This window comes from Caballeronia arationis, assembly GCF_001544975.2.
Classification (GTDB): Bacteria; Pseudomonadota; Gammaproteobacteria; order Burkholderiales; family Burkholderiaceae; genus Caballeronia; species Caballeronia arationis.
This window is the reverse complement of sequence record NZ_FCOG02000004.1, coordinates 53,552-79,170: the sequence shown is the minus strand read 5'-3', so window position 1 is coordinate 79,170 and position 25,619 is coordinate 53,552. Positions and strand designations below refer to the sequence as shown.

Annotated in this window: 24 protein-coding genes; 12 read left to right on the top strand and 12 right to left on the bottom strand. The window is 64.4% G+C overall.

Features of this window, described 5'->3' with window-relative positions:
• Positions 1-11 precede the first annotated feature (11 nt).
• The 4 genes from aroE to mpl form a co-directional block, all read right to left on the bottom strand.
• Positions 12-857: a shikimate dehydrogenase gene (gene aroE, locus AWB81_RS03680; protein ID WP_062632547.1), complete on the bottom strand. Its 846-nt coding sequence runs from the start codon at positions 855-857 to the stop codon at positions 12-14.
• Positions 854-2,923, bottom strand: coding sequence for a ribonuclease catalytic domain-containing protein (locus tag AWB81_RS03675; RefSeq protein ID WP_062632546.1), 2,070 nt, complete (start codon positions 2,921-2,923; stop codon positions 854-856). Before AWB81_RS03675 ends, aroE begins: the two co-directional genes overlap by 4 nt.
• Positions 2,924-3,101: 178 nt before the next feature.
• Complete coding sequence (locus tag AWB81_RS03670; RefSeq protein WP_062632545.1) at positions 3,102-3,701, bottom strand: YqiA/YcfP family alpha/beta fold hydrolase; 600 nt, start codon at positions 3,699-3,701, stop codon at positions 3,102-3,104.
• Positions 3,698-5,131, bottom strand: a complete 1,434-nt coding sequence (gene mpl, locus AWB81_RS03665; protein ID WP_087134793.1) for a UDP-N-acetylmuramate:L-alanyl-gamma-D-glutamyl-meso-diaminopimelate ligase — start codon at positions 5,129-5,131, stop codon at positions 3,698-3,700. Before mpl ends, AWB81_RS03670 begins: the two co-directional genes overlap by 4 nt.
• A gap of 181 nt (positions 5,132-5,312) precedes the next feature.
• Here mpl and AWB81_RS03660 point away from each other — a divergent pair, with 181 nt between their 5' ends.
• From AWB81_RS03660 to AWB81_RS03620, 9 genes are all read left to right on the top strand, one after another.
• Entirely contained in the window at positions 5,313-5,984 is a 672-nt protein-coding gene (locus AWB81_RS03660; RefSeq protein WP_062632543.1) for a hypothetical protein, read from the top strand.
• A gap of 38 nt (positions 5,985-6,022) precedes the next feature.
• Positions 6,023-6,556, top strand: a complete 534-nt coding sequence (locus AWB81_RS03655) for a TlpA family protein disulfide reductase (protein WP_062632542.1) — start codon at positions 6,023-6,025, stop codon at positions 6,554-6,556.
• Between the two features lie 364 nt (positions 6,557-6,920).
• Positions 6,921-7,409 (top strand): acetyl-CoA carboxylase biotin carboxyl carrier protein, encoded by a 489-nt coding sequence (gene accB, locus AWB81_RS03650; protein WP_062632541.1) that lies wholly within the window; start codon positions 6,921-6,923, stop codon positions 7,407-7,409.
• Positions 7,410-7,582: 173 nt separating this feature from the next.
• Positions 7,583-8,953 carry an acetyl-CoA carboxylase biotin carboxylase subunit gene (gene accC, locus AWB81_RS03645; protein ID WP_062632540.1) on the top strand — a complete coding sequence of 457 codons (1,371 nt, stop codon included), beginning with the start codon at positions 7,583-7,585 and terminating at the stop codon, positions 8,951-8,953.
• Positions 8,954-8,958: 5 nt separating this feature from the next.
• On the top strand, positions 8,959-9,852 hold the full coding sequence (gene prmA, locus AWB81_RS03640; protein WP_062632539.1) for a 50S ribosomal protein L11 methyltransferase: 894 nt from the start codon (positions 8,959-8,961) through the stop codon (positions 9,850-9,852).
• Positions 9,853-9,908: 56 nt separating this feature from the next.
• Complete coding sequence (locus tag AWB81_RS03635; protein ID WP_062632538.1) at positions 9,909-11,318, top strand: DUF3426 domain-containing protein; 1,410 nt, start codon at positions 9,909-9,911, stop codon at positions 11,316-11,318.
• Between the two features lie 101 nt (positions 11,319-11,419).
• Positions 11,420-11,920 carry a thiol peroxidase gene (tpx, locus tag AWB81_RS03630; RefSeq protein WP_062632537.1) on the top strand — a complete coding sequence of 167 codons (501 nt, stop codon included), beginning with the start codon at positions 11,420-11,422 and terminating at the stop codon, positions 11,918-11,920.
• Positions 11,921-12,027: 107 nt separating this feature from the next.
• Entirely contained in the window at positions 12,028-12,966 is a 939-nt protein-coding gene (locus AWB81_RS03625) for a carbohydrate kinase family protein (RefSeq protein WP_062632632.1), read from the top strand.
• Between the two features lie 16 nt (positions 12,967-12,982).
• Positions 12,983-13,459 (top strand): outer membrane lipoprotein, encoded by a 477-nt coding sequence (locus tag AWB81_RS03620; RefSeq protein ID WP_062632536.1) that lies wholly within the window; start codon positions 12,983-12,985, stop codon positions 13,457-13,459.
• 246 nt (positions 13,460-13,705) lie between these two features.
• Here AWB81_RS03620 and AWB81_RS03615 read toward each other — a convergent pair whose 3' ends face one another.
• From AWB81_RS03615 to AWB81_RS03605, 3 genes are all read right to left on the bottom strand, one after another.
• A complete protein-coding gene (locus AWB81_RS03615; protein ID WP_087134792.1) occupies positions 13,706-14,452 on the bottom strand; it encodes a histone H1-like DNA-binding protein in 747 nt (248 codons plus the stop codon).
• 29 nt (positions 14,453-14,481) lie between these two features.
• The gene (locus AWB81_RS46765; protein WP_087134791.1) at positions 14,482-14,796 is read right to left on the bottom strand and encodes a hypothetical protein; all 315 of its coding nucleotides are present in this window, start codon (positions 14,794-14,796) and stop codon (positions 14,482-14,484) included.
• Between the two features lie 103 nt (positions 14,797-14,899).
• Positions 14,900-16,147 (bottom strand): ribonucleotide-diphosphate reductase subunit beta, encoded by a 1,248-nt coding sequence (locus AWB81_RS03605; protein ID WP_062632535.1) that lies wholly within the window; start codon positions 16,145-16,147, stop codon positions 14,900-14,902.
• 259 nt (positions 16,148-16,406) lie between these two features.
• Between AWB81_RS03605 and AWB81_RS44530 the strand changes: the two genes are divergently transcribed.
• Positions 16,407-16,595, top strand: coding sequence for a hypothetical protein (locus AWB81_RS44530; RefSeq protein WP_143753603.1), 189 nt, complete (start codon positions 16,407-16,409; stop codon positions 16,593-16,595).
• A 108-nt stretch (positions 16,596-16,703) separates the two neighbouring features.
• On the opposite strand, the gene AWB81_RS03595 is transcribed toward AWB81_RS44530, so the two are convergent.
• Positions 16,704-16,916, bottom strand: a complete 213-nt coding sequence (locus AWB81_RS03595) for a DUF3820 family protein (RefSeq protein ID WP_062632533.1) — start codon at positions 16,914-16,916, stop codon at positions 16,704-16,706.
• 142 nt (positions 16,917-17,058) lie between these two features.
• Between AWB81_RS03595 and AWB81_RS03590 the strand changes: the two genes are divergently transcribed.
• Positions 17,059-18,456, top strand: coding sequence for an MFS transporter (locus tag AWB81_RS03590; RefSeq protein WP_062632532.1), 1,398 nt, complete (start codon positions 17,059-17,061; stop codon positions 18,454-18,456).
• Between the two features lie 230 nt (positions 18,457-18,686).
• On the opposite strand, the gene AWB81_RS03585 is transcribed toward AWB81_RS03590, so the two are convergent.
• The 4 genes from AWB81_RS03585 to AWB81_RS03570 form a co-directional block, all read right to left on the bottom strand.
• A complete protein-coding gene (locus AWB81_RS03585; RefSeq protein WP_062632531.1) occupies positions 18,687-21,686 on the bottom strand; it encodes a ribonucleoside-diphosphate reductase subunit alpha in 3,000 nt (999 codons plus the stop codon).
• Between the two features lie 546 nt (positions 21,687-22,232).
• Positions 22,233-22,835, bottom strand: a complete 603-nt coding sequence (ampD, locus tag AWB81_RS03580; protein ID WP_062632530.1) for a 1,6-anhydro-N-acetylmuramyl-L-alanine amidase AmpD — start codon at positions 22,833-22,835, stop codon at positions 22,233-22,235.
• On the bottom strand, positions 22,832-23,140 hold the full coding sequence (locus tag AWB81_RS03575; protein ID WP_062632529.1) for a PP0621 family protein: 309 nt from the start codon (positions 23,138-23,140) through the stop codon (positions 22,832-22,834). The genes ampD and AWB81_RS03575 overlap by 4 nt, the downstream gene beginning before the upstream one ends.
• Before the next feature lie 30 nt (positions 23,141-23,170).
• Positions 23,171-24,082, bottom strand: coding sequence for a cytochrome C assembly family protein (locus AWB81_RS03570; RefSeq protein ID WP_062632528.1), 912 nt, complete (start codon positions 24,080-24,082; stop codon positions 23,171-23,173).
• 101 nt (positions 24,083-24,183) lie between these two features.
• On the opposite strand from AWB81_RS03570, the gene ffh reads away from it, so the two are divergent.
• Positions 24,184-25,551 carry a signal recognition particle protein gene (ffh, locus tag AWB81_RS03565; RefSeq protein ID WP_062632527.1) on the top strand — a complete coding sequence of 456 codons (1,368 nt, stop codon included), beginning with the start codon at positions 24,184-24,186 and terminating at the stop codon, positions 25,549-25,551.
• The last annotated feature ends 68 nt before the right edge of the window (positions 25,552-25,619 follow it).

Here is a 25,619-nt window from a genome sequence, read left to right as displayed (position 1 = left end):
GGATGAGGGGCTCAGGCCTTCGCGGTCAGCACCTGGCGCAACTCGCGCAGCACCGCGCCGCCGTCCGGCCGCACGCCGCGCCACACGAAAAACGATTCCGCCGCCTGCTCGACCAGCATGCCGAGCCCGTCCGACACGCGCGCGCCGAGCGATTCCGCGTGCTGCATGAAGACGGTCGGCTTGGGGCTGTACATCATGTCGTAGGCGAGCGTGCCGGGGCCGAACGCGTTGTCGTCGCAATCGGGGAGCGCGGCGTCGAGGCTGCCCGCCGTCGCGTTCACGATGACGTCGTACGGCCCGGCTTCGACGATCTCCGCGCCGCCGCCCGAGAAGCGCACGGAAGCGGCGCTGGCGGCATCGGCGAAACGGTCGACGAGCTGATGCGCCTTCGCCGCCGTGCGGTTGACGATGGTGAGCGCGGCCGGCTTCTTCTCGAACATCGGGAGTACGACGCCGCGCGCCGCGCCGCCCGCGCCGAGCAGCAGGATGCGCGCGCCTTCGAGCCGCACGCCGAGGTTCTGCTCGATGTCGCGCACGATGCCGACGCCGTCGGTGTTGTCACCGCGCACGCCTTCTGCGGTGAACTTGAGCGTGTTCACCGCGCCCGCCGCCGCTGCGCGCGGCGTGAGCGAATCGGCGAACGCATGGGCGTCGAGCTTGAACGGCACGGTCACGTTCATGCCGCGCCCGCCCGCTGCGATGAACGTGCGCACATCGTTTTCAAAGCCGCCGATCGTGCCGAGAATGCGTCCATATTCGACGGGCTCGCCCGTCTGCTCGGCAAAGCGCGCGTGAATCCACGGCGATTTGCTGTGTTCGACCGGATTGCCGATGACGGCGTAGCGTTCCTTGTTCATCGCGTCGGCTCCGTGGCGTCGGACGAGGGTTGTTCGGGGGTGTCGGGGCTTTCGGCGGATGCGTCCGGCGTGGCTTCCGCCTGCGCTTCGGCTTCGCTCTGTGCGCTGAGATCGTCGGTTTCGATGATTTCCTCTTCCGGCTCTTCCACCTCGACCGCCGCCGACGACGGCGCGTCGATCACGTGCAGAAGCCGGCACGAAGCCTCGACCGTCAGTTCGTCGATCGACATCACGTCGAGCATCACCTTCGTCCCGCGCGCGTGCACGCCGAGCGCCGGCACATGCAGGATCAGCGGGATTTCGTCGAGGCGCACGAGGTCGTCCTTCACCACCGACGCCTGCACCTGCTTGCGGTTTTCCTGCTTGAGCCAGCGCAGGCACCAGAAATATTCCATGCGGCGCTGGTAATCGGCGTAGGCGGAATAGGTGTCGTCGAAGCCCTGCACGACAGCGAAGAGATCCGCGTCCTTCGGCTTGAACGGCGCGGCGAGCTTCGCCATCACGCCGTGCTGCACGCACGCGAGCAGCTGCCACTGGTTCACCAGATCGACGTAGCGGCGCAGCGGCGACGTGCTCCACGCATATTGCGCGACACCGAGCCCTTCGTGCGGCGCGGGCGTCGTCTGCATGCGCGTGCGCTTCGGGCCCGGGCCGCCGAAACCGCGCTGCGAGCGATAGATGCCCGGCACGCCGTGATCGTTGAGAAACGCGCCCCACGACGAATTCGCGAGAATCGCCAGTTCCGCGACGATCAGGTCGAGCGGCGAGCCGCGGCGGCGCGGCGTGATCGTGATGTGCTCGCCTTCGACGTAGAAATTGAAGTCGTTGTTGCGCTGCACTTCGCGCTTGAGGCCGTACGTGGATCGCGCTTCCTGGCGCTTTTCGAAGAGCGCCTGCGCAAGCGGCCACAGAACCGCGATGTCTTCCTTGTGCGCATACTCGCCGCTGCCGTTCGCGAGCGTTTCTTCCGTGACGAATTCGTCGAGATGGTTGTGGCGCAGATTGCTCTTCACGAATACGCGTTCAGCGCGCGTTTCGGTGGCGACGATTTCCTGCGTCTCGCGATTCACGATGATGTAGAGCGAGAGCGCCGGGCGCAGGCCGCCTTCGGCGAGCGTGAACGCCTCGACGACGCTGTCGGGCAACATCGTGATCTTGTCGCCAGGCATGTAGACCGTCGAGAGGCGCGTGCGCGCGATCGCATCGACCATGTCGCCGCGCGTAATGCCGAGCGCCGGCGCCGCGATGTGAATGCCGATCCGCACACGCCCGTCGGCGAGATGCTCGACGGAGAAGGCGTCGTCAATTTCGGTGGTCGTGACATCGTCGATGGAGAACGCTTCGACGTCCGCTTCCGGCAGATCTTCGGGCAGCGGGGGCAACTGAACCGCCGGGAAGCCGACGCCGTGCGGGAAGAATTCCGAGAGAAAGCGCGCCTCGTGCAGCGAGCGCGCCGACGGAATCCCGCCGCATTCGAGCATCAGCCGCGCCTGCGAGATGCCGCGCGCGGCGGCGGCGGCTTCGAGCGCTTTGTACTCGATCGAATTCTTGTCGGGCTTCGTAAGCAGGCCGATCGCACGGCCGGCGAGCGCTTCGGGCAGCTTGCCCGCCTTCAGTTCCTCTTCGTAGCCCGCCTGGACGAGCGCCTGCTGGCGCTTCCTCTCCAGCGACGCGAGCGCCATCTGCAACTGTTCCTGCGGCGCGCGCTGATACTGCCCTCGGCCCTTGCGGCGGAAATACACCGGCGAGCCGTGCATCCGCAAGACGAGCGCAGCGCGCTCCACGGCGCCGAACTTGTCGCCGAAATAATCGGCGCCGAGCGTCGCGAACGGAAATTCCTCGTCGGGCGCGCATTCCCACAGGAAATCGAGATCGATCTCCTGCGCGACGGTGTCGGCTTCCTTCATCAGGTCGGCGGCGGCGGGCTTCTCGAACTCGATCAGCACGTCTTTCGCGCGCACCTTCGCCCGCCGCCCGCCCGGCAACTCGACCTGGAACGCGTCGCCCTGCCTGGACAGCACCGCGCCGGCCTTGAAACTACCCGATTCCTCGAAGAAGACGTTCACTCAATACTCTCGTAAGACTGTGGAGCGGCGCGCCGAACTGGCTCGCCGTCATTGGATTTAGCTTAGGGCAACGCAAAAACCGCGCGGAAGTTCGACGCCGGTTTTCGCGCAGCAGGCACCGTCTGGTCGCCGTTTTGCCGTCCCCGCGCGTGACGGCGTCGCCGCGCTCAGGCCGCGTTCAGGCCGCCGCGGACGCCATCGTCGCCGGCGGCCGGGGCGCGCAAAACGCGATCACCTGATCCAGATACTTCGGAAAATCGCTGATCGCGTGATCGCCGCCCTGGATCAGCGTCGTTCGCACGTTCGGGTAGTGGTCGAGCATCGTGCGGTAGTCGAGCACTTCGTCGCCGGTTGCGGCGATCAGATAGTAGCGCTCGGGCCGCGTAACCGACTCGACGGAAAGCGCGCGCAGTTCGTCCAGATGGCCGGGCGTGACGACGACACTGCCGCCGCCGTGCCACAGCGGCTGCTCGCCAAGGTAGTGGCTCAGGTCGCGCTGCGGGACGACCGCCGGATTGAGCAGCACCGCGCGCCAGCCGTGCTTTTCGGCGAGATACGTCGCGTAGTAGCCGCCTAGCGAGCTGCCGATCACGGTGACATCGCCGGCAGCGACGCCATGGGTCAGCGTTTCGGCGAGCTCGATTGCGTCGCGCGGCGAAACCGGCAACATCGGGCATTGCCATTCGTCGAGCCGTCCGAGTTCCGCGAGGCGGGCGCGCATCACGCGCGCCTTGAACGATTGCGGCGACGAACGAAAGCCGTGCAGGTAGAGAATCACGCGTGGCCCCTGGCGGGGCGCGCCGACAGCGCGTCCAGCAGTTTCTGATGCACGCCGCCGAATCCGCCGTTGCTCATCACGAGGACGTGATCGCCCGGCTGTGCGGCGGCGACGACCGCCTTGACCAACTGATCGATTTCGTTGAACGCCTGCGCCTTCGCGCCGAGCGGCGCGAGCGCTTCGGCGAGATCCCAGCCGAGCTTGTCGCGGCCTTCGCGCGCGCCGTAGCCGAAGACGAGATCGGCATCGGCGAGACTCGACGGCAATTGCGCCTTCATCGTGCCGAGCTTCATCGTGTTCGAGCGCGGTTCCAGCACGGCGAGAATGCGCGCCGGTTTTCCGTCGCTGTTTTTCCCCGCGACGCGCGTGCGCAGCCCGGCGACCGTGGTTTCAATCGCGGTCGGATGGTGGGCGAAGTCGTCGTAGACCGTGATGCCGTCGACGCTGCCCTTCACTTCCATGCGCCGCTTCACGTTGCGGAAGCTGCCGAGCGCCTTGATCGCTTGCGACGGCGGCACGCCGACCGAGCGCGCCGCCGCAAGCGCCGCGAGCGCGTTCATGCGGTTGTGCTCGCCCTGCACCTGCCAGTCGACGACACCGAGCCGCTCGCCTTCCCAGTAGACGGCGAATTGCTCGTCGACGGGCGCGCCGTCGGAGGCGGGCAGCGCCTGCCAGCCTCCTTCGACGCCGAAGCGTTCCACGCCCGACCAGCAGCCGCGCGTCAGCACGCGTTCGAGCGCGGCTTCACGGCCGTTCGTGACGATGCGCCCGACGCCCGGCACGGTGCGCACGAGATGATGGAATTGCGTTTCGATCGCGGCGAGATCGGGGAAGATGTCGGCGTGATCGAATTCGAGGTTGTTCAGCACCGCCGTGCGCGGCCGGTAGTGGACGAACTTCGAGCGCTTGTCGAAGAACGCGGTGTCGTACTCGTCGGCTTCGATCACGAAGAAGCTCGAATCCGTCAGCCGCGCCGAAATGCCGAAGTTCAGCGGCACGCCGCCGATAAGGAAACCCGGATTCAGCCCGCCCTCTTCGAGCAGCCACGCGAGCATCGAACTCGTCGTGGTCTTACCGTGCGTGCCGGCGACAGCCAGCACCCATTTGCCCGCCAGCACATGCTCGCCGAGCCACTGCGGCCCGGAGGTATAAGGCAGCCCGCGGTCGAGGATCGCCTCCATCAGCGGATTTCCGCGCGTCACGACATTGCCGATCACGAAGAGGTCCGGTTCCAGCGAGAGCTGCTCGACGCCGTAGCCTTCGATCAATTCGATGCCTTGCGCTTCGAGTTGCGTGCTCATCGGCGGATAGACGCCGGCATCGCAGCCAGTGACCTTGTGACCCGCCTCGCGGGCGAGGACGGCGAGACCGCCCATGAAGGTGCCGCAGATACCGAGGATGTGGATATGCATAAAGCGTGTCGGCGCCAACGCGCCAGTCCCGGAAAACGTTGGACGGGCGGCTTTCGGACGCCCGTCGGCGAAGATGCAAGAAGGCGCTTATTGTAACCGAGGGCGCCCGGCGCACCGGCTTTGCGGCCGTCCGCGCGGGCGCCCGTGCGCGCAGCCGCCCCCAAGCGGGCCGCCCTTCAATCTCTAGTATTATTCCGAGATGGTGCGCAAATCTCATTTCGATCCGCAGCGCGTTCGCGAGGAAATCGCGATTGCGGCTGCACGGATGATCGCCGAAGACGGGCTCGACTACTCCACCGCGAAGCGCAAGGCGGCGCGGCAGGTCGTGGGCGAGTCGAAGGTCGGCGGCGAATGGCTGCCGGATAACGACCAGATCGAGGAAGAAATCCGCGAATACCAGGCGATCTTCCAGAGCGACAGCCAGCCCCTCGTGCTGCGCCGGATGCGCGAAGTCGCGCTCGACTGGATGCTGCGGCTCGAACAGTTCAATCCGTACCTGACGGGCGCGGTGCTCAACGGCACGGCCGGCGAACATTCCGACGTCCATCTGCAATGTTTCTGCGACAACCCGAAGGAAGTCGCGATCTATCTGCTCAACGCGAATATCCAGTACGACGTCTCCGAGACTCGGCACTTCGCCGGGCGCGGCTACGTAGAGACCCTGAGCTTCCTCAATCGCCCGACGCGCGCAGAGGAGCCGGTCGGCATTCACATCGCGCTCTACGACACCAATGACCTGCGCGGCGCGGTTCGCGCGGACGGCCGCGGACGACTCGCCCGTGCAAACACGGCTGCCGTGCGCGCGCTGCTCGACGACTCCGATCGCTCCGGCGGCCCGGATACGCCGCCTCCGCTCGGCATCGCCGGCTGAACGGCTAAACGACTGAACGTACACTCACTCGCAATCCAATGAACTCCAAACGCATTCTTGCGGCGCTCGTCGTCGCGATCGCCGCCACTGGCGGCGGCTTTTACGCGGGCCATCTGATGACGGGCGGCACGAGCGAGGCCGCACCGTCGACGGACGCTGTCGGCCAGTTGTGGGGTGCGTCGCTGCAACCCGCGGCGGGCACGCAGCAATCGCTCGCGGCGTTCAAGGGCAAGCCCGTCGTGGTGAACTTCTGGGCGTCCTGGTGCGGCCCGTGCGTGAAGGAAATGCCCGCGCTCTCCGCGATGCATCGCGATTACGAGAAAAAGGGCATCACGTTCATCGGCCTCGGCGTCGACACCGAAAAGAACGTGAACGACTTCCTGCACAAGGTCCCCGTCGACTACCCGGTTTATATCGCGGGATTCGGGGGCGCTGACCTTGCCCGCCGCTTCGGCGACGACGCCGGCGGGTTGCCATTTACCGTCGTAATCGACGCAAAAGGCGTCGTTCGTTCGACAAAACTCGGTGAAGTCGACCTCGCAGAGCTCAAAAAGACGCTCGACGCGCTGTAATCAGCCAGCGCGACTTGGCACCTGAAAGCGCCGAATTGCTGCTTGTTTGGGGGATTTTAAAAGAACATACTGCCGCACGCGCCGTGTGTCAGGTAATTTGTTCCGGGCCGGAATTCATCCAATTCCTGTAAAACTAGACAAAATTCTCTAAACGGCGCTAAAGTGCGCCCAATTCGCATCAACCTAGGCGCACGTCCGCGGGAACGCGTGGAGAACGCGGACGGCATGTTGGGCGCATCCGGGCCGGCGTCCGCAAGGCTCGCCTTACTGTTTCGCGGCTGACCGGCCGGCAACGTATCACCCAAATATCAAGTCAAGCACCGGATGCGTTTCCGGTCTCCAAGTATTGAAAGGGGATTTTTCGATGGACCTTCGTAAACTCAAAACGCTGATCGACCTCGTCTCGGAATCGGGTATCTCGGAACTCGAAGTGACAGAGGGCGAAGGAAAGGTTCGCATCGTCAAGAACGCCGCGCCCGTCTACATGCAGGCGCCGCAGCAGTATCTGCCACAAGGCCAGGTCCAGGCCGCGCCGCAATTCGGCGCGCCAGGCGACATGGGCGCCGGCGCTGCAGGCGCACCCGCGGTCGCGACCCCGGCTGCCGTCGCGCCGCAGGGCCACATCGTGACGTCGCCGATGGTCGGCTCGTTCTACCGCGCGCCGTCGCCGGGCGCCGATCCGTTCGTGCAGGTCGGCGACACGGTGAAGGAAGGCCAGACCATCTGCATCATCGAAGCGATGAAGCTCCTGAACGAAATCGAAGCGGACAAGTCGGGCGTCATCAAGGAAATCCTCGTCGATAACGGTCAGGCGGTCGAGTACGGCCAGCCGCTGTTCCTGATCGGCGACTGAGCGAACGACATCATGCCGCGCCGGACGCGCCGCGCTTTTTTCGACAGCGTGCCTCCGGCGTCAGGCCAGCACTCAGGCATGTCGCGCTGGCGTCGCCGCATCGAGTCCGGCAGAACGCGCCGCCGATCCTCCAGGGCCGCACACGCGGCCCGTTGACGAGTCGAATAATTGCTATGTTTGAAAAAATCCTCATTGCGAACCGTGGCGAAATCGCGCTTCGCATCCAGCGCGCGTGCCGCGAACTGGGCGTCAAGACGGTCATCGTCTATTCGGAAGCCGACAAGGAAGCGAAGTACGTAAAGCTCGCCGACGAAGCCGTCTGCATCGGACCGGCACCGTCGAACCTCTCCTATCTGAACATGCCAGCGCTCATCAGCGCGGCGGAAGTCACCGACGCCGAAGCAATCCATCCCGGCTACGGCTTCCTGTCGGAGAACGCGGACTTTGCCGAGCGCGTCGAGCAATCCGGCTTCACGTTCATCGGCCCGCGCCCGGAAACGATCCGCATGATGGGCGACAAGGTCACCGCCAAGCAGACGATGATCAAGACCGGCGTGCCGTGCGTCCCAGGTTCTGAAGGCGCGTTGCCCGACGATCCTAAAGAGATCGTGAAGATTGCGCGCGCCGTCGGATATCCGGTGATCATCAAGGCGGCGGGCGGCGGCGGCGGGCGCGGCATGCGCGTGGTGCACACGGAAGCAGCGCTCGTGAACGCGGTCAACATGACGCGCGAAGAAGCGGGCCGTGCGTTCGGCAACCCGCAGGTCTACATGGAGAAGTTCCTCGAAAACCCGCGCCACATCGAGATCCAGATTCTCTCGGACTCGTTTCGCAACGCGATCTGGCTCGGCGAGCGCGACTGCTCTATGCAGCGACGCCACCAGAAGGTGATCGAGGAAGCGCCGGCACCGGGCATTCCGCGCCGGCTGATCGACCGCATCGGCGACCGCTGTGCCGAGGCCTGCAAGAAGATGGGCTATCTCGGCGCGGGCACGTTCGAATTCCTGTACGAAAACAACGAGTTCTATTTCATCGAAATGAACACGCGCGTGCAGGTCGAGCATCCGGTGACGGAACTGATTACCGGCGTCGACATCGTGCAGGAACAGATCCGCATCGCCGCCGGCGAAAAGCTGCTGTTCCGCCAGAAGGACATCCAGTTCCGCGGCCACGCGATCGAATGCCGTATCAACGCGGAAGATCCGTTCAAGTTCACGCCGTCGCCGGGACGCCTGACTTCGTGGCATTCGCCGGGCGGCCCGGGAATCCGCGTCGATTCGCACGCGTACAACGGCTATTTCGTCCCGCCGAACTACGATTCGATGATCGGCAAGCTGATTTCCTACGGCGCGACCCGCGAACAGGCGATCAACCGCATGCGCATCGCGCTGTCGGAGATGGTTGTCGAGGGCATTTTGACCAACATCCCGCTGCATCGCGAGATGATGATCGACGCGAAGTTTGTCGAGGGCGGCACGAGCATCCACTACCTCGAAAACAAGCTGGCCGCGCGCCAGGCGGCAGTCGCCGCAGAAGAGGCGTAAAGACGATGAGTTACCGGGAATTGATCGCCGAGCTGAATCGCGAGCACGCGGAAGCGCTGTCGGACGCGCTGCTCGAAATCGGCGCGCTGTCGGTATCCGTGGAAGACGCCGACGCCGATACGCCCGACGAGCAGCCGCTCTTCGGAGAGCCCGGACTCACGCCCGAGCAAAGCGCGTGGAAGCGCTCGCGCGTCGTCGCGCTGCTTGCGGAAGACGCCGATCCCGCCGTCCTGCTCGCGGCGGCGTCGAACGAAATCGGACTGGCGCAAACGCCTTCCTTCACCGTGCGCGACGTCGAGGAACAGGACTGGGTGCGGCTCACGCAGTCGCAGTTCGATCCGATTTCGATCGGCGAGCGCATCTGGGTCGTGCCGTCCTGGCACGACGCGCCCGACCCCGGCGCGCTCATTCTCGAACTCGATCCGGGCCTCGCGTTCGGCACCGGCAGCCATCCGACCACGCGCCTTTGCATGGAGTGGCTGGAGCAGTCGGTTCAGAACGATCAGTCCGTGCTCGACTACGGCTGCGGTTCCGGCATCCTCGCGATCCTCGCGAAGAAGTGCGGCGCGAATCCGGTGTTCGGCATCGACATCGATCCGCAAGCGGTCGAGTCGGCTCGCCAGAACAGCGAGCGCAATCGCGCGGAGGTCACTTACGGCCTGCCCGACGATTGCCCTGAACGCGAGTTCGATATCGTCGTCGCGAATATTCTTTCGAATCCGTTGAAACTGATGGCTTCGATGCTCGCTTCGAAGGTGAAGGCGGGCGGGCGCATCGCGCTGTCGGGCATTCTTGCGCGGCAGGCCGACGAAGTCGCGGCCGTCTATGCGCAGTGGATCGACATTAGCGTCTGGCGCGAACACGAAGGCTGGGTATGCCTCGCCGGAACTCGACGCTAAAGCATTTAGAATAGCGCCATCGTCCACGAACCGGCCATCAGGCCTTCGGCTCAAACATGGCGCTGGCAACCCGCTGTCCTCACTGCGACACCGTATTCCGACTCGATCCGCATCTGCTCGCGCCTCACGATGGCCGCGTGCGCTGCGGGCATTGCCAGGAAGTCTTCGACGCCGCACATTATCAGTTCGAACTCGCGCCTGACGAGCCGGCCGCGCCTGCCGAAATCGGGCACGCGAGCGCGCGAGATGAAGTCGCTCCTGCTGCGACTGCAGCGTCCGCCGGCTTGTTTGCGGACGCGCGGCGCGAGGAAGACGAGCGTCCGCCCGTTGCCGAGACGCCCTTGACGCCCGGCGGGCGCGGCTCGCAAGCCGGTGAATCCGTTACGGCCAATGCTCCTGCAGAAGAAACACCCGCCGATACCCCGCACGAAGCCGCATTCGAAACCTTCGGCAAACCGCATACGAAGTCGTTCGTCGCGGGCGATGCTGGTGCGGGCGAAGAGACGGTCTTCGCGCCGTTCGCCGAAGATCTCGCTCGCAACGAAACGGCCGCAGTACCCGCGGCCCGGCACGAACCCGAAGCGAAGCCGGCACCCTTGAAGGGAGATCGCGCGGACCCGTCGCTCGATGAGCGCCCCGAACCGTTCGTCACGCCGCCCGACGAAGCTAGCGGCAAGCGCTTTGTCCGCGCGCGCACGGGACCGTTCGTCGAGCGTCCCGAGGAAGAGCAGGCGCGAAGGCAGGCCGGCGTTCCTCCCGAAGCCGGCGCGGAGCGCTTCGCCGATACCCGCGAAGAACCCTTCGTCGATCCATCACGGCGCGCCGCGAACGAAACCGAACGCCCGGCACCAGGTCCCGCATGGCCGTCCGATCCCGAACCGCGCTTCAACATGCCGCCTTCCGACTCCGGCGGCTTCTCCGCGCGTGGCGACGGCGAAGCCGCTCCCTATCCCGCCATGCGCGAGACGGTTCCCCCGTGGCGCTCACCGAAGTTCTGGAAGATCACCGGGCGCGTGGCCGCCGTCGTACTCGCCGTGACGCTGGTGCTGCAACTGGCGTGGTGGCAGCGCGAGACCGTGATCGTCTATTTTCCGCACGCGCAGTCGATCTACGTCACAGCATGCGAGCAGCTCGGCTGTATCGTGACGCCCCCGCGCGACATCGACGGCCTGCAGATCGAGAACTCCGGCCTGAGGCAAGTGGACGGGCCGCACAAGCTGGAACTGAAGCTGTCGCTGCGCAACCGGTACGACGTCGCGCTCGCCTATCCGGCGCTCGAGCTCACATTGCTCGACGACAAGAACAACATCGCGATTCGCCGCGTGCTCTGGCCGCAGGATTACGCGCGTCCGGGTACGATATTCGCCACGGGCCTGCCCGCGCGCAGCACGCAGCCGGTGATTGTGCGGCTCGACACGGGCGACGCGGTCGCCGCGAACTATCGCGTGCAGGTTTTTTATCCGTGACTTCGAGAGCGGTACAACACGCCTCGCTTTTTTCCCCGACGCGCGTCCGCCAGCGGACGCGCGCTTTCCTCTGAACATCTGACGCAATCCAGGAGCGCAACATGAGTCAAGTTACCCTCGGCGGCAACCCGATCGACGTGGCCGGCAGCTTCCCGTCGACAGGACAGCAGGCCCCCGATTTCACGCTCGTCGGCGCGGACCTCGGCGACGTGAAGCTCGCGAACTTCGCGGGCAAGCGCAAGGTGCTGAACATCGTCCCGAGCCTCGACACGCCCACCTGCGCCACGTCCACGCGCAAATTCAACGAGGCTGCCGGCAAGCTCGACAATACGGCCGTCGTGGTCGTCTCGGGCGACCTGCCGTTCGCGGCCAAGCGCTTCTGCGTGACCGAAGGCCTGCAGAACGTCGTGACGGCATCGACGTTCCGTGGCACGGATTTCGCGAAGGCATACGGTGTCGACGTCACGAGCGGACCGCTGAAGGGCCTGACGGCGCGCGCGGTCGTCGTGATCGATGCGAACGACAAGGTCGTGTATTCCGAACTCGTGTCCGAAATCAAGAACGAGCCGAATTACGACGCGGCGCTCGCGGCACTGAAGTAAAAGCACTTTTCGCGCGGACCGCTCGCGGTCCGCGCATTCGTGAGGCTGCTCGCGCAGTCTGACGAATGCGCCTTCCCCTTTCCGACTCGATTCAAAGGACGTTCGCCTTGGCTACGCTCATCTGCGGCTCGCTCGCCTACGACAACATCATGACCTTCCAGGGCCGCTTCGGCGACCACATCCTGCCGGACCAGGTGCACATGCTGAACATCAGCTTCCTGGTGCCGACGATGCGCCGCAACTTCGGCGGCTGCGCGGGCAACATCGCGTACGCACTGAAGCTGCTCGGCGGCGACGCGAAGATCATGGCGACACTCGGCGAAGCCGACGCGCAGCTCTACCTCGACCGCCTCGACGCGCTCGGCCTGTCGAAGGAATACGTGCGCGTGCTGCCCGAGCAGCACTCGGCGCAATGCTTCATCACGACCGACCTCGCGAACAACCAGATCACCGCCTTCCACCCGGGCGCGATGATGGAATCGCACCAGAATCGCGCCGACGAGGCGCGCGGGATCACGCTCGGCATCGTCGCGCCCGACGGCGCCGACGGCATGCGCCAGCACGCCGACCAGTTCGCGAAGGCCGGCGTGCCGTTCGTCTTCGACCCGGGCCAGGGCCTGCCGATCCTCGAAGGTGTGGAGCTTCGTCACATGATTGAACTTGCCACTTACGTGGCGGTCAACGATTACGAAGCCAAGCTGTTGAGCAACAAGTCCGGCTGGTCGATCGAAGACATTGCGGGCCGGGTCGAGGCGCTGGTGGTCACGCGCGGCGAACTGGGTGCGCAGATTCATCACAAAGACGGCGTCGAGGAGATTCCCGTCGTGAAGGCGCGACAGGTGGTCGACCCGACGGGCTGCGGCGATGCGTTCCGCGGCGGCCTTTTGTACGGCATCGAAAACAAGCTTGGCTGGGAGAAGACCGGTCGTCTTGCCAGCCTGATGGGCTCGCTCAAAATCGAACATCAGGGACCGCAGACTTACGCGCCGACGCGCGCCGAAATCGAAGAGCGTTTCAAACAGGCATTCGGAACCAGCCTGTCGTAATTTGTGGAGCAAGGGAATGAAAAGCATGAGTCGTGTCGGGCTGGCAGTGGCGCTGGTCAGCTCGGTGGCAATGTCCGGCTGCGCCTATAACAGCAGTTCACCCGATGTCTACACGGCATCGCAGGCGCAGCGCGAAGAGACGGTGCGCATGGCAACCGTCGAAAGCGTGCGCGGCGTGAAGATCAGTTCGAACAACGGGCAGCCGAGCGGCCTCGGCGCGATTGGCGGCGGCGCGCTCGGCGCGGTGGCTGGCAGCACTATCGGCGGCGGGACCGGCTCGATCCTGACGGGCATCGTCGGCGGTCTCGCGGGCGCCGTGGCGGGCAACGCGGTGGAGAACAACGTCGCGGTGAAGAACGGACTGGAGATCACCGTGCGGCTGGATAACGGCGACATGCGTGCCATCACGCAAACCTCGACGGGCGAAGTCTTCCAGGCCGGCGAGCGGGTTCGTCTGCTGTCGAGCGGCGGAGTCACGCGCGTCACGCACTGAGCGGGCGAAGGACAAAGACGCTGGCCGTCGCGCTTGATCGCGGACGGCCAGTGGCAAACACGAGCGCATGTGTCGCAAGGCACGTGCGCTTTTTTGCGTCTGCGGATCGCGGACGGCTGCATGGGAGTTGCCGCGGCTAAATAAAAACCCGCCGTCGGATCGCTCCGGCGACGGGTTTTGACCGGGTAGCCCTACCCGGCCTAGAGACACATCGAGTGTGTCGCGATACTGCGTGCTGCCCGGTACTTACGGACGGCTGCCCGTCGGGAACGGCCATGCCGCAGCCGGGTTCAACGCCGTCTTGACCGCCGAAGCTGGAGCCGGAGCTGCCGGAGTCGTGGCGGTGGTTGCCGGAGCTGCAGGGGCGCTCTTCTTTGCGGCGGCTGCCTTCTTGACCGGAGCCTTCTTCGCAGCCGGAGCGGCAGTTTTCGCTGCTGCATCGGGAGCACTTTTGGTGGCAGCAGGCGCTGCAGCCTTCTTGGCAGCGGGAGCCTTCTTCGCAGCAGGGGCCTTCTTGGCAGCGGGAGCCTTCTTGGCAGCAGGCGCCTTCTTGGCGGCAGGGGCCTTCTTCGCAGCAGCCTTTTTCGCGGGGGCCTTTTTCGCGGCAGCCTTTTTCGCAGGCGCCTTCTTCGCAGCAGCCTTTTTCGCAGGCGCCTTCTTGGCTGCTGCCTTCTTCGCAGGAGCCTTCTTCGCCGCTACCTTCTTCGCTGCGACCTTCTTCGCCGCGACTTTCTTGGCTGCTACCTTCTTCGCCGGGGCCTTCTTCGCGGCTACCTTCTTTGCTGCTACCTTCTTCGCCGCGACTTTCTTGGCTGCTACCTTCTTCACCGCGACTTTCTTCGCCGCGACCTTCTTGGCCGGAGCTGCCTTCTTGGCCGCGACCTTCTTCACTGCGACCTTCTTCACGGCGGTCGCCTTCTTGGCGGCCGTCTTCTTTACGGCCGGCTTGGCTGCAGCCTTCTTGGCGGCGGGTTTTTTCTTGGCAAGTGCCATCATTTTCTCCTTCAGGTTTCAGATGAGAGTCAGTTCAAACAACACCCTTCGTCAAAACCCGCTTCCCGCGAGCGCGTCTCACGGCGCACGCTGCGAAGCGGATTATTCATCGGCGTACGCTGATCCCACCTGCTTACGCTAATGAATACGGCAAGGCGCGCCGTGCCCCGAGGCACCGCGCGCCAAATTGAGTCGACACCGAACTCCGGTGCCGGCAATCGCTTGATCGAACCGGCGGCCAGGCCGCCGGCATTGTCCGGGGGGAAGTTTGCCCGTCCCATTGAAGGGTCCGCAAAACGCCTGTCTTCTAGTCGGGCCATTGGCCCTCGAGGCGCACTTTGCATCAGGCGACCGTTCTCCTAAAACCTTGACTGCAGATGCTCGCGTTGGTCGCGGCGGCACCTGCATCCCATCGATTTCCGTCTGCAACACGTCCTGGGCTTGTTGTTATTCCCAGGTCAGCGCGCCGCCCGTTTGATAATCAATCACGCGTGTCTCGAAGAAGTTGCGTTCCTTCTTCAAGTCGATCATCTCGCTCATCCACGGGAACGGGTTTTCCTCGTTCGGGAAGAGCGGGTCGAGACCAATCTGCTGACAACGCCGATTGCAGATGAAGCGCAGGTAGCTCTTGAACATCGACGCATTCAGGCCGAGCACCCCGCGCGGCATGGTGTCTTCAGCGTAGCGATATTCAAGTTCGACAGCCTGCTTGAAAATTTCGCGAATCTCCGCACGGAACTCCGGCGTCCACAGTTGCGGCTCTTCCAGCTTGATCTGGTTGATCAGGTCGATGCCGAAGTTGCAGTGCATCGACTCGTCGCGCAGGATGTACTGGTACTGCTCCGCCGCGCCCGTCATCTTGTTCTGACGACCCAGCGCCAGGATCTGTGTGAAGCCGACGTAGAAGAAGAGCCCTTCCATCACGCAGGCGAACACGATCAACGACTTGAGCAATTTCTGGTCCGCTTCGAGCGTGCCAGTGGTGAAGGCGGGATCGGTGAGCGTCTGGATGAACGGAATCAGGAACTCGTCCTTCGCGCGGATCGAGTCGACTTCGTGGTACGCGTTGAAGATTTCGCTCTCGTCGAGACCGAGGGACTCGACGATGTACTGGTAAGCGTGCGTGTGGATCGCCTCTTCGAACGCCTGGCGCAGCAAGAACTGGCGGCACTCCGGAGCGGTGATGTGACGGTACGTGCCGAGCACGATGTTGTTCGCGGCGAGCGAATCGGCCGTCACGAAGAAGCCGAGGTTGCGCTTGACGATACGGCGCTCGTCGTCGGACAGGCCGTTGGGGTCCTTCCACAGGGCGATGTCGCGCGACATGTTCACTTCCTGCGGCATCCAGTGGTTGGCACAACCCGCCAGATATTTTTCCCACGCCCACTTGTACTTGAACGGCACGAGCTGGTTGACGTCGGTCTTGCCGTTGATGATGCGCTTGTCGGCGACGTTGACGCGCGCTTCGCTGACTGCGGCGATGGCGCCTGCGGTTGCCGCTGCGGGAGCGACGAAGTCGTCCGAGAAGATGTTGGTCGCCGAGGCGGCGTGACGTGCTGCTTGAGGAGCAACTTGATGACCGGCGCGCGATGCTTGCTGCATGCCGGCAACCGTACCCGCGGCGTTGCGCAACGTGTTCTGTTGCGAAGCGCTCGACGGAGCTACGGCAGTGGTCTCGTCATCCCAGTTGAGCATAGATTCTCACCATCAATTTAGATCGGTTTGTACCATCTTTTCATGAGCGATAAAAGAGCTTGCTCATGAAAATTCCTGTTTTGTGTTCGCGTTGCTACCTGCATACAACACTTTGCTCAACGCATCGTGTGTGAAGCCTCTCGCGATGTGTGTTGCTGCTCGATCGACGTGCTCATCATCGAGCCTTGCTTCGTGCTTGATGCTTCGACTTGCGACCTTGCATGACTGCGTTTGAAGTGCGCGTCGAAGCGGATGCGAAGTGAGCGTCGACGATGCCGGTGACCTGCGTTTTCGCATCGACGCTTTCGGTCTCGACGACGAGCGATGCAGCATCGAAAACGCTCGCTTCGACATCGCTTGGCGCGACCGCCCGATGCGGCCTGAACGCCTCAATGAGTCGAAAACGCGTTGCCGAAGTGTAGCATCCGAGGCCTCGAAATTCCACTAAATGTTGGGCTCTCTATTCCATCGACCACAAGCTATTGTGGGCCCGATCCCGACGCCAAATGTCGTCCCGAGCGCCTTTGTCAAGCCCTTCAGCGAGCTCAACAACGCGTCATCGCTGCCTCAGCGGCTCAAGCAGCGAGCGCAAGTTGTTGTGGTCGATCTCGTGCATGAGCGCGAGCAGCCGGCCAAGCTGACCTTGCGGAAAACCCTCACGTGCGAACCACGCGAGGTAGTGAGCGGGCAGGTCCGCGAGCAGTCTTCCCTTGAACTTTCCATAGGGCATCGTCTGCGTGACGAGCCGTTGCAAATCTTCCGGGTCCATGTCCTTCCATCCTGTCTGTCGATGTCGTCGATGGCGCGCACCTTATCATCGCGCGCCATCGACGGCTCAATGCCTCGGCGGCAGCCTCGCATCGATGCCATAATCGCCGCTGCCCCGCGAAGAGACGTTCGATCGATTCTCCATGCCGCTCGCCATCAAAGCTTTCGTCGCCCCTCTCATCGTCGCGTGCGCGATGTTCATGGAAAGCGTGGATGCGAACGTCATCGTGACGGCCATTCCCGAGATGGCACGCGCGTTCGGCCGGGATCCCGTCACGCTGAAGATCGCCGTTACGAGCTACGTGCTCGGGCTCGGCGTCTTCATTCCGATCTGCGGCTGGGTCGCCGACCGCTTCGGCGCCCGCACCGTCTTTCGCACCGCCATCGGCATCTTCGTGGTCGGCTCACTGCTGTGCGCGGCCTCAAACTCTCTCGCCACCTTCACCGTCGCACGCTTCGTGCAGGGCGTCGGCGGCGCGATGATGGTGCCGGTCGGGCGCATCATCATCTTCCGCTCGGTGCGCCGCTCGGAGTTCATCCGCGCGATGAACTACCTGAGCGTGCCGGCGATGCTCGGCCCCGCCGTCGGGCCGTTGCTCGGCGGGTTCATCACCACCTACCTGCACTGGCGCCTGATCTTCTTCATCAACATCCCGATCGGCATCGCGGGCATCTATCTGACGAACCGCTACATCGCCAACTCGCGCGAGGAACATCCCGGCCGGCTCGACTGGTTCGGCTTCTTCCTCTCGGCAAGCGGCGGCACGCTGCTCTTGCTCGGGCTCTCGCTCGTCGGTGGCGAACTGGTGCCGAACAGCGTCGCGGGTACGATGTGCGCGGCAGGCGCGCTGATGGTCGTGCTCTACCTGCTGCATGCTCGACGCGCCGAGCGCCCGCTTCTCGACCTTCGTTTCTTCCGTGTGCCGACCTTCCAGGCGAGCGTGCTCGGCGGTTCGCTCTTCCGGATCGGGCTCGGCGCGGTACCGTTCCTCCTGCCGCTCGCGCTGCAGGAAGGGCTGCACATGACTGCGTTCAAGTCGGGCTCGATCACCTGCGCGTCCGCATTCGGCGGCATGTTCATGCGCTCGCTCGCGTCGCGCGTGCTGCACCGCTTCGGCTTCCGGCACACGCTGATGGTCAACGCGGCGCTCTCGGGTATCGCGATCGCGGCCTGCGGCCTCTTCTTCCCGGGCACGCCGACGTGGGTCATCTGGGCCGTGGTGCTGCTCGGCGGCTTCTTCCCGGCGTTGCAATTCACGAGCCTGAACTCCCTCGCCTATGCAGAGATCGAAACGCGCGACGTCGGCCGCGCGACGAGCCTCGCGAGTTTCATCCAGCAGGTGTCGCTCGGGCTTGGCGTGACGATCGCCGGCATCACGCTCGACATCTCGCAGAGCGTGCAAGGTCACGCGACGATCGTCTGGCCGGATTTCTGGCCGGCGTTCTTCGTGGTCGGCGCGTTTTCGTTCCTCTCGATTCCGGTGACGGCGCGGCTGTCACACGAAGCCGGGTCGGAGATTTCGCGCGGGACGCGGGGGTGAGCCGCTTCGCCTCACGCGCCTGAGACCGCCTGCCAGCCTTGCTTGCGGCCCTTTGCGCTGCACCAAACGAATCGGGCCGGTATCGGAACCTTCCTCGCGACGTCGTCTGTCTGACGTCTGAGAACCGATTCCAGTACCGGCCCGACTCTTCCACCACTTCCGTTAGCTACGCGTCTGCTTCTTGCGCCGACCTGGCATTCACCCGGCCGGTGCTTGCAGAATGCCGACGCTTACTGGCAAGCCTCGCACTCGTCGAAGCCCGGATCGCCCGGACGCATCATGCAGACCGGACCATCCGCTTCCGGCGCTGCCGCGACTGCCGGAGCCGTCGCCGCTGCCGCGTTGAAGCCGCCAGCCGACGAACCGCCCATGTTCATGCCGCCGTTGTAGCCCGCACCCGACGCGCCGCCGGCGCCATTGCCCGACTCGCCCGACGGCACCGCGTTCAGCGCGCCGTGCGCCACCGTCGACTTCTCGACGCTCGTCGCCGACATCGTGCGGAGGTAGTACGTCGTCTTCAGGCCGCGCAGCCACGCGAGCTTGTAGACCTCGTCGAGCTTCTTGCCCGACGCGCCGCCCATGTAGATGTTCAGCGATTGCGCCTGGTCGATCCACTTCTGGCGCCGCGCCGCCGCTTCTACGACCCACTTCGCGTCCAGTTCGAACGCCGTGGCGTAGATCGCGCGCAGGTCGGCCGGGATGCGGTCGATGCGCGAGAGCGTGCCGTCGAAGTACTTCAGGTCGGAGACCATCACTTCGTCCCACAGGCCGCGCGCCTTCAGATCACGCACGAGGTAGTCGTTGACCACCGTGAATTCGCCCGACAGGTTCGACTTCACGTACAGGTTCTGGAACGTCGGCTCGATGCACGCCGACACGCCGATGATGTTCGAGATCGTCGCGGTCGGTGCGATCGCGATGCAGTTCGAGTTGCGCATGCCGTGCGTGGCGATGCGCGAACGCAGCGAGGTCCAGTCCATCGATTCGCTTTCGTCCACTTCGACGTAGCCGCCGCGCTCTTGCGCCAGCAGCTTCAGCGAATCCTGCGGGAGGATGCCGCGATCCCACAGCGAGCCGCGGTAGCTCGAATAACGGCCGCGCTCTTCCGCCAGTTCAGTCGACGCATAGTACGCGTAGTAGCAGACCGCTTCCATCGACGTATCGGCGAAGCTGACGGCCTCATCCGACGCGTACGGCGTGCGCAGCAGGTGCAGGCAGTCCTGGAAGCCCATGATGCCCATGCCGACCGGGCGATGCTTCAGGTTCGAGTTACGCGCCTTGGCGACCGCGTAGTAATTGATGTCGATCACGTTGTCGAGCATGCGCATCGCGACGCTGATCGTGCGCTTCAGCTTGTCGTGGTCGAGCGCCAGCGTGCCGTCGGCCTGCTTCGCCAGGTGCGCGACGAGGTTCACCGAGCCCAGGTTACACACGGCGATTTCCGTGTCGCTCGTGTTCAGCGTGATTTCCGTGCACAGGTTCGACGAGTGCACGACGCCGACGTGCTGCTGCGGCGAGCGGATGTTGCACGGATCCTTGAACGTGATCCACGGATGGCCGGTTTCGAACAGCATGCCGAGCATCTTGCGCCACAGTTGCGCCGCCGGGATCTTCTTGAACAGCTTGATCTCGCCGCGCGCGGCCTTCTCTTCGTAAGCCGTGTAAGCCTTCTCGAACGCCGCGCCGAACAGGTCGTGCAGGTCCGGGCAGGTTGCCGGCGAGAAGAGCGTCCAGTCGCCGCCTTCGTGGACGCGCTTCATGAACAGGTCGGGAATCCAGTTCGCCGTGTTCATGTCGTGGGTGCGGCGGCGGTCGTCGCCGGTGTTCTTGCGCAGTTCCAGGAACTCTTCGATGTCCAGGTGCCACGTCTCCAGGTACGCGCACACCGCGCCCTTGCGCTTGCCGCCCTGGTTCACGGCGACGGCCGTGTCGTTCACGACCTTCAGGAACGGGACCACGCCCTGCGACTTGCCGTTCGTGCCCTTGATATGCGAGCCGAGCGCGCGAACGCGCGTCCAGTCGTTGCCGAGGCCGCCCGCGAACTTCGAGAGCAGCGCGTTTTCCTTCAGCGCTTCGTAGATGCCGTCGAGATCGTCGGCGACCGTCGTCAGGTAGCACGACGACAGTTGCGAGCGGCGCGTGCCGGAATTGAACAGCGTCGGCGTCGACGACATGAAGTCGAAGCTCGACAGCACGTTGTAGAACTCGATGGCGCGTGCTTCGCGGTCGATTTCGTTCAGCGAGAGGCCCATCGCGACGCGCATGAAGAACGCCTGCGGCAGTTCGATGCGCTTGCCTTCCGTGTGCAGGAAGTAGCGGTCATACAGCGTCTGCAGGCCGAGGTAGCCGAATTGCAGGTCGCGGCTCGCGTCGAGCGCGGCGCCGAGGCGCTTCAGGTCGAATTGCTGGAGCTTGTCGTCGAGCAGCTCCGCTTCCACGCCCTGCTTGATGAAGAGCGGGAAATATTCGGCGTAGCGCTCGCTCATTTCGGCTTGCGTGACTTCGCCTTCCAGAATCTCGCGGCGGATCGTGTGCAGCAGGATGCGCGCCGTGACCTGGCTGTACGCCGGGTCCTTTTCGATCATCGTGCGCGCGGCGAGGATGGCCGAGTCGTAGACCTGGCTCATCGGCACGCCGTCGTACAGGTTCTTCACCGTTTCCGCGACGATCGGATCGGCGGAGACGGCGTCGCCGAGGTTTTCGCACGCCGAGACGATCAGTGCCTTCAACGCGTTCAGGTCGAGCGGGTGGGAGACGCCGGCGTCGATCACGTTGATGCCGAGCGCGTTCGCCTGCACTTCCGGCGCGTGTGCGCGTTCCTGCGTGCGCTTCTCGCGATACAGCACGTAAGCGCGCGCTACGTTGTGCTCGCCACCGCGCATCAGCGCGAGTTCGACCTGATCCTGAATGTCTTCGATGTGGAACGTGCCGCCGTTCGGACGGCTGCGCACGAGCGCGCGCACGACGCTCTGCGTCAGTTGCTCGACCAGCTCGCGCACGCGCGCGGAAGCTGCGCCCTGCCCGCCGTTCACGGCGAGGAAGGCCTTCGTCACCGCGATCGCGATCTTCGACGGCTCGAACGACACCACGGTCCCGTTGCGACGGATGACCTTGTAGTCGGCAAGCGTCGTGTTCGGCGCGAGCGTCTGCGCGCCCGGCTGCTGTCCGGCGCCCGCTGGCCGTGCGGAGACGCCGTCGAAGGAGGTCGTGGCGTTGTCGGTGGTTTGCATGTGCAAAACTCCTGGTGTTCGAATGGTGCGGACGTTGTCCGCGGATTTATGACTTATGCCGCGCGCGATGTTTCGATGAAAAACACCGGACACGCGGATGTGAAATGTGAATTCGGCCTGCCGGAAACGCGTCGCGTTGTATCGCCCATCACTTTCGCTCGCGCCGGACCGGGCCATCCTGCCCGCACGCCGGCGGGTGGCTTCGGTCGACGCAAACTGCGCTCGTCGTGCCTGCCTTCTTCACGGTCTTTCTCGCTGGCATCGATACGATTCGTGCTGCCGTTACCTTTGAATCGCATCGCCCCGGGCCAGCTAACTTCCTTTACGCCGGAAAGCCAGCGGCGCCGGCTCTCAAGAGCGGGCGCCGCCTCAACAACACAAGATGTAGTGCCATTTACGTCTCTAGGCACCAAGTATAGTGAACTTCCGCACAGTCTCAAAAAGATTTATTTGCCTGTCGAATGCTTGCGAGGGATTGACTTTTGCTTGGCCGAAGCACGGCAAGGCCTCGGGCGTTCCTCGTGCTGCGACGCAACGAGAATGCCCTTACGCCTGATTCAGGTACGGGAAGAACCGCGAGTCGAGACCGGTTGCGCGCACGAAACGCTGCCAGTCGAAGTGAGGACCGGGATCGGTCTTGCGGCCCGGCGCGATGTCCGAATGGCCCGCGAGCGCATCGATCGGATAGCGCTTCGTGAGTGCGTCGACGAGCGTCTTCAGCGCGTCGTATTGCGCTCGTTCGAATGGAAAGCGGTCGCTGCCTTCCAGTTCGATGCCGATCGAAAAATCGTTGCAGCGCTCACGCCCGAAGAAGTCCGAGACGCCCGCGTGCCACGCGCGCTCGTTGCAGGAAACGTACTGCTCGATCGCACCATCGCGCCGGATCACGAAATGCGCAGACACGCGCATGCCGCGCAACTGATCGAAGTACGGATGGGCGTCGTGGTCGAGGCCATTCTGGAAGAAGTCGCGGATAGCGTTGCCGCCGAAGTCGTCGGGCGGTAGGCTGATGTTGTGCACGACGATGAGCGTCGGCTCGATCGCGCCCGGCCGCGCCTCGTAATTCGGCGACGGCAGGCGCGTTGCGGTGGAGAGCCAGCCGTCGGCGTCGACCGAAGCGCTCGCTTCGGCGCGCGATGACTGCGTCATCGCGCGTCGCGGCCCGTGGGGCGCGCGGCGTGGCGATGCGCGTGATCGGAGCAGCAGAAGCGCTGCCCCGCGACGACGAGCGTTTCGCTGCGCGGCGTGTGCACGCCGCACTCTGCGCAGCGCACGAGCGGATCGGGCAGTTGCGGCGCGCCGCTCGCGCCGTTGCCGCTGCGCGCACGGGTGCTGCCGGTGCCGCCGCGCGTGCCCTGCGAGGCGGCCTGCGAGCGCGCGTTCGCGCGGCGCAGCTTGCGGAACAGCCACTGGCTCGCGAAGAACACGAAGATCAGGAGAAGAAGTTGTCGCATGGCGTTACTAATATAAGAGGGCTGCCCGGCTCAGACGACTGCCCGGTGCAGCAGCACTTCGAATACGAAGCGGCTGCCGACATAAGCGAGCAGGAGCGCGACGAACGAAGCGAGTACCCAGCGCAGCGCGGCACGACCGCGCCAGCCGGAGACGCGGCGCGCGGTGAGGAGTGCGCCGAACATGAGCCATGAAAGGAACGCGAACACCGTCTTGTGATCGAGCTTGAACGCCCGGTCGACGAGTTGTTCGTTGAAGGCGATGCCCGAGACGAGCGTGAGCGTCAGCAGCACGAAGCCCGCCGCAATCAGGCGGAACAGCAGCTTTTCGAGCGTGAGCAGCGGCGGCAGCGTGTCGAGCCAACTCGACAGCCAGCCGTTGGACGTGTGACGCGCCGCCACGCCGCGCATGTTCTGCAGGCGCCTTTCGACCATCAGCATCAGGATTGCGTGCAGCGCCGCGATTGCGAAGAGGCCATACGCGATGTTCGCGATCAGGAAGTGCAGCTTGAACATTGGCGCGGCCGAATACGGCAGCACGCGCACGCCGCCAAAGAGAAGCGGCAGCAGCGACGCAAGGCAGGCGAGCGGCAACACGAGCAGACGCAAACCGTCGAGCGGAAAGAAAAAGCTCTCGATCCAGTAGATGCCCGCGCCGAGCCAGAACATCGCCGAAAGCGCGAACGCGAAGCCGAAGACCATCGCGTTCTGCGGGAAGATGGTGGTGTGCAGCAACACCCCGTGCACGACGAGCGCTATAAATAATAGAGCGCGCCCGATGCCGCTCATGCCCGACGCCTTCGACGCCCGCGGGGGCGGCACCGGCGCGCCCGCAGGAATGCCCGCCAGCGCGGGCTCGACGGCCGTGTGACGATGCGCGCGCCAGCCCGCTACGGCGAGGCCGCCGTACAGAAGCGCAGTGAGGGCATACAGTACAATATCCATGTTCGAAGTTTACACTAGGCCCCGAACTCACGACGTCTTCCCCTCCCGCCGTCAGGGCGGGACCGGGCGCCACGGCGAGGCCGCACTCTCTACCGCTCCCCATGCTCGACAATCTCACTCAACGGATGGCGCGCGTCGTCAAGACGCTGCGCGGCGAGGCCCGGCTCACCGAGGCTAACACGCAGGAAATGCTGCGCGAAGTGCGTCTCGCATTGCTGGAGGCGGACGTCGCGCTGCCGGTCGTGCGCGAATTCATCGCCAAGGTGAAGGAGAAGGCGCTCGGCGAGGAAGTCATTTCGAGCCTTTCGCCAGGACAGGCGCTCGTCGCCGTGGTGCAGCGCGAACTGACGGCCGTGATCGGCGGCGACTACGAAGGCAAGGCCGCCGAGCTGAACCTCGCGGTCACGCCGCCCGCCGTGATCCTGATGGCCGGCCTTCAGGGCGCCGGCAAGACCACGACCACGGGCAAGCTCGCAAAGCTCCTGCGCGAGAAGCAAAAGAAAAAAGTGCTGACGGTTTCCGTCGACGTTTACCGTCCCGCGGCCATCGCGCAGTTGAAGACGGTGACCGAGCAGGTCGGCGCGGACTTCTTCCCGTCCGAACCGAACCAGAAGCCCGCTGACATCGCGCGGGCCGCCGTCGACTGGGCGAAGCGCCATTACCACGACGTGCTGATCGTCGATACGGCCGGCCGCCTCGGCATCGACGAAGCGATGATGAAGGAAATCAGCGAGCTTCACGGCCTGCTGAAACCCGCCGAAACGCTCTTCGTCGTCGATGCGATGCTCGGCCAGGACGCGGTCAACACAGCGAAGGCGTTCAACGACGCGCTGCCTCTCACCGGCGTCGTGCTCACCAAGCTCGACGGCGATTCGCGTGGGGGCGCGGCGCTGTCCGTGCGTCACGTGACCGGCAAGCCGGTCAAATTTGTCGGCGTCGCAGAAAAGCTCGACGGCCTCGAAGTGTTCCATCCGGACCGCATGGCGAACCGGATCCTCGGCATGGGCGACATTCTGGCGCTCGTCGAGGAAGCGCAGCGCGGCGTCGACCAGAAGGAAGCGCAAAAGCTGGCCGACAAGGTCAAGAAAGGCGGTGACTTCGACCTGAACGACTTCAAGGCGCAGCTCGCGCAGATGAAGAACATGGGCGGGCTGTCGTCGTTGATGGACAAGCTGCCAGCGCAGTTCCAGCAGGCCGCGCAGGGCGCCGACATGGGCGTCGCCGAAAAGCAGATGCGCCGGATGGAAGGCATCATCAACTCGATGACGCGGCAGGAACGCGCGAAGCCCGAGCTGATCAAGGCCGCGAGGAAGCGCCGGATCGCCGCGGGCGCGGGCGTGCACGTTCAGGATGTCAACCGGATGCTGAATCAGTACGAGCAGATGCGCGGCATGATGAAGAAGCTGAAAGGCGGCAACCTGCAGAAGATGATGCGCGGCATGAAGGGCATGATGCCCGGCATGCGCTGACCGAGGCGCCGCCGAACCCGCGCCCGCCCGCGAAGCCGTGGCGTGCGCGGGTTTATCATATGGCGCTA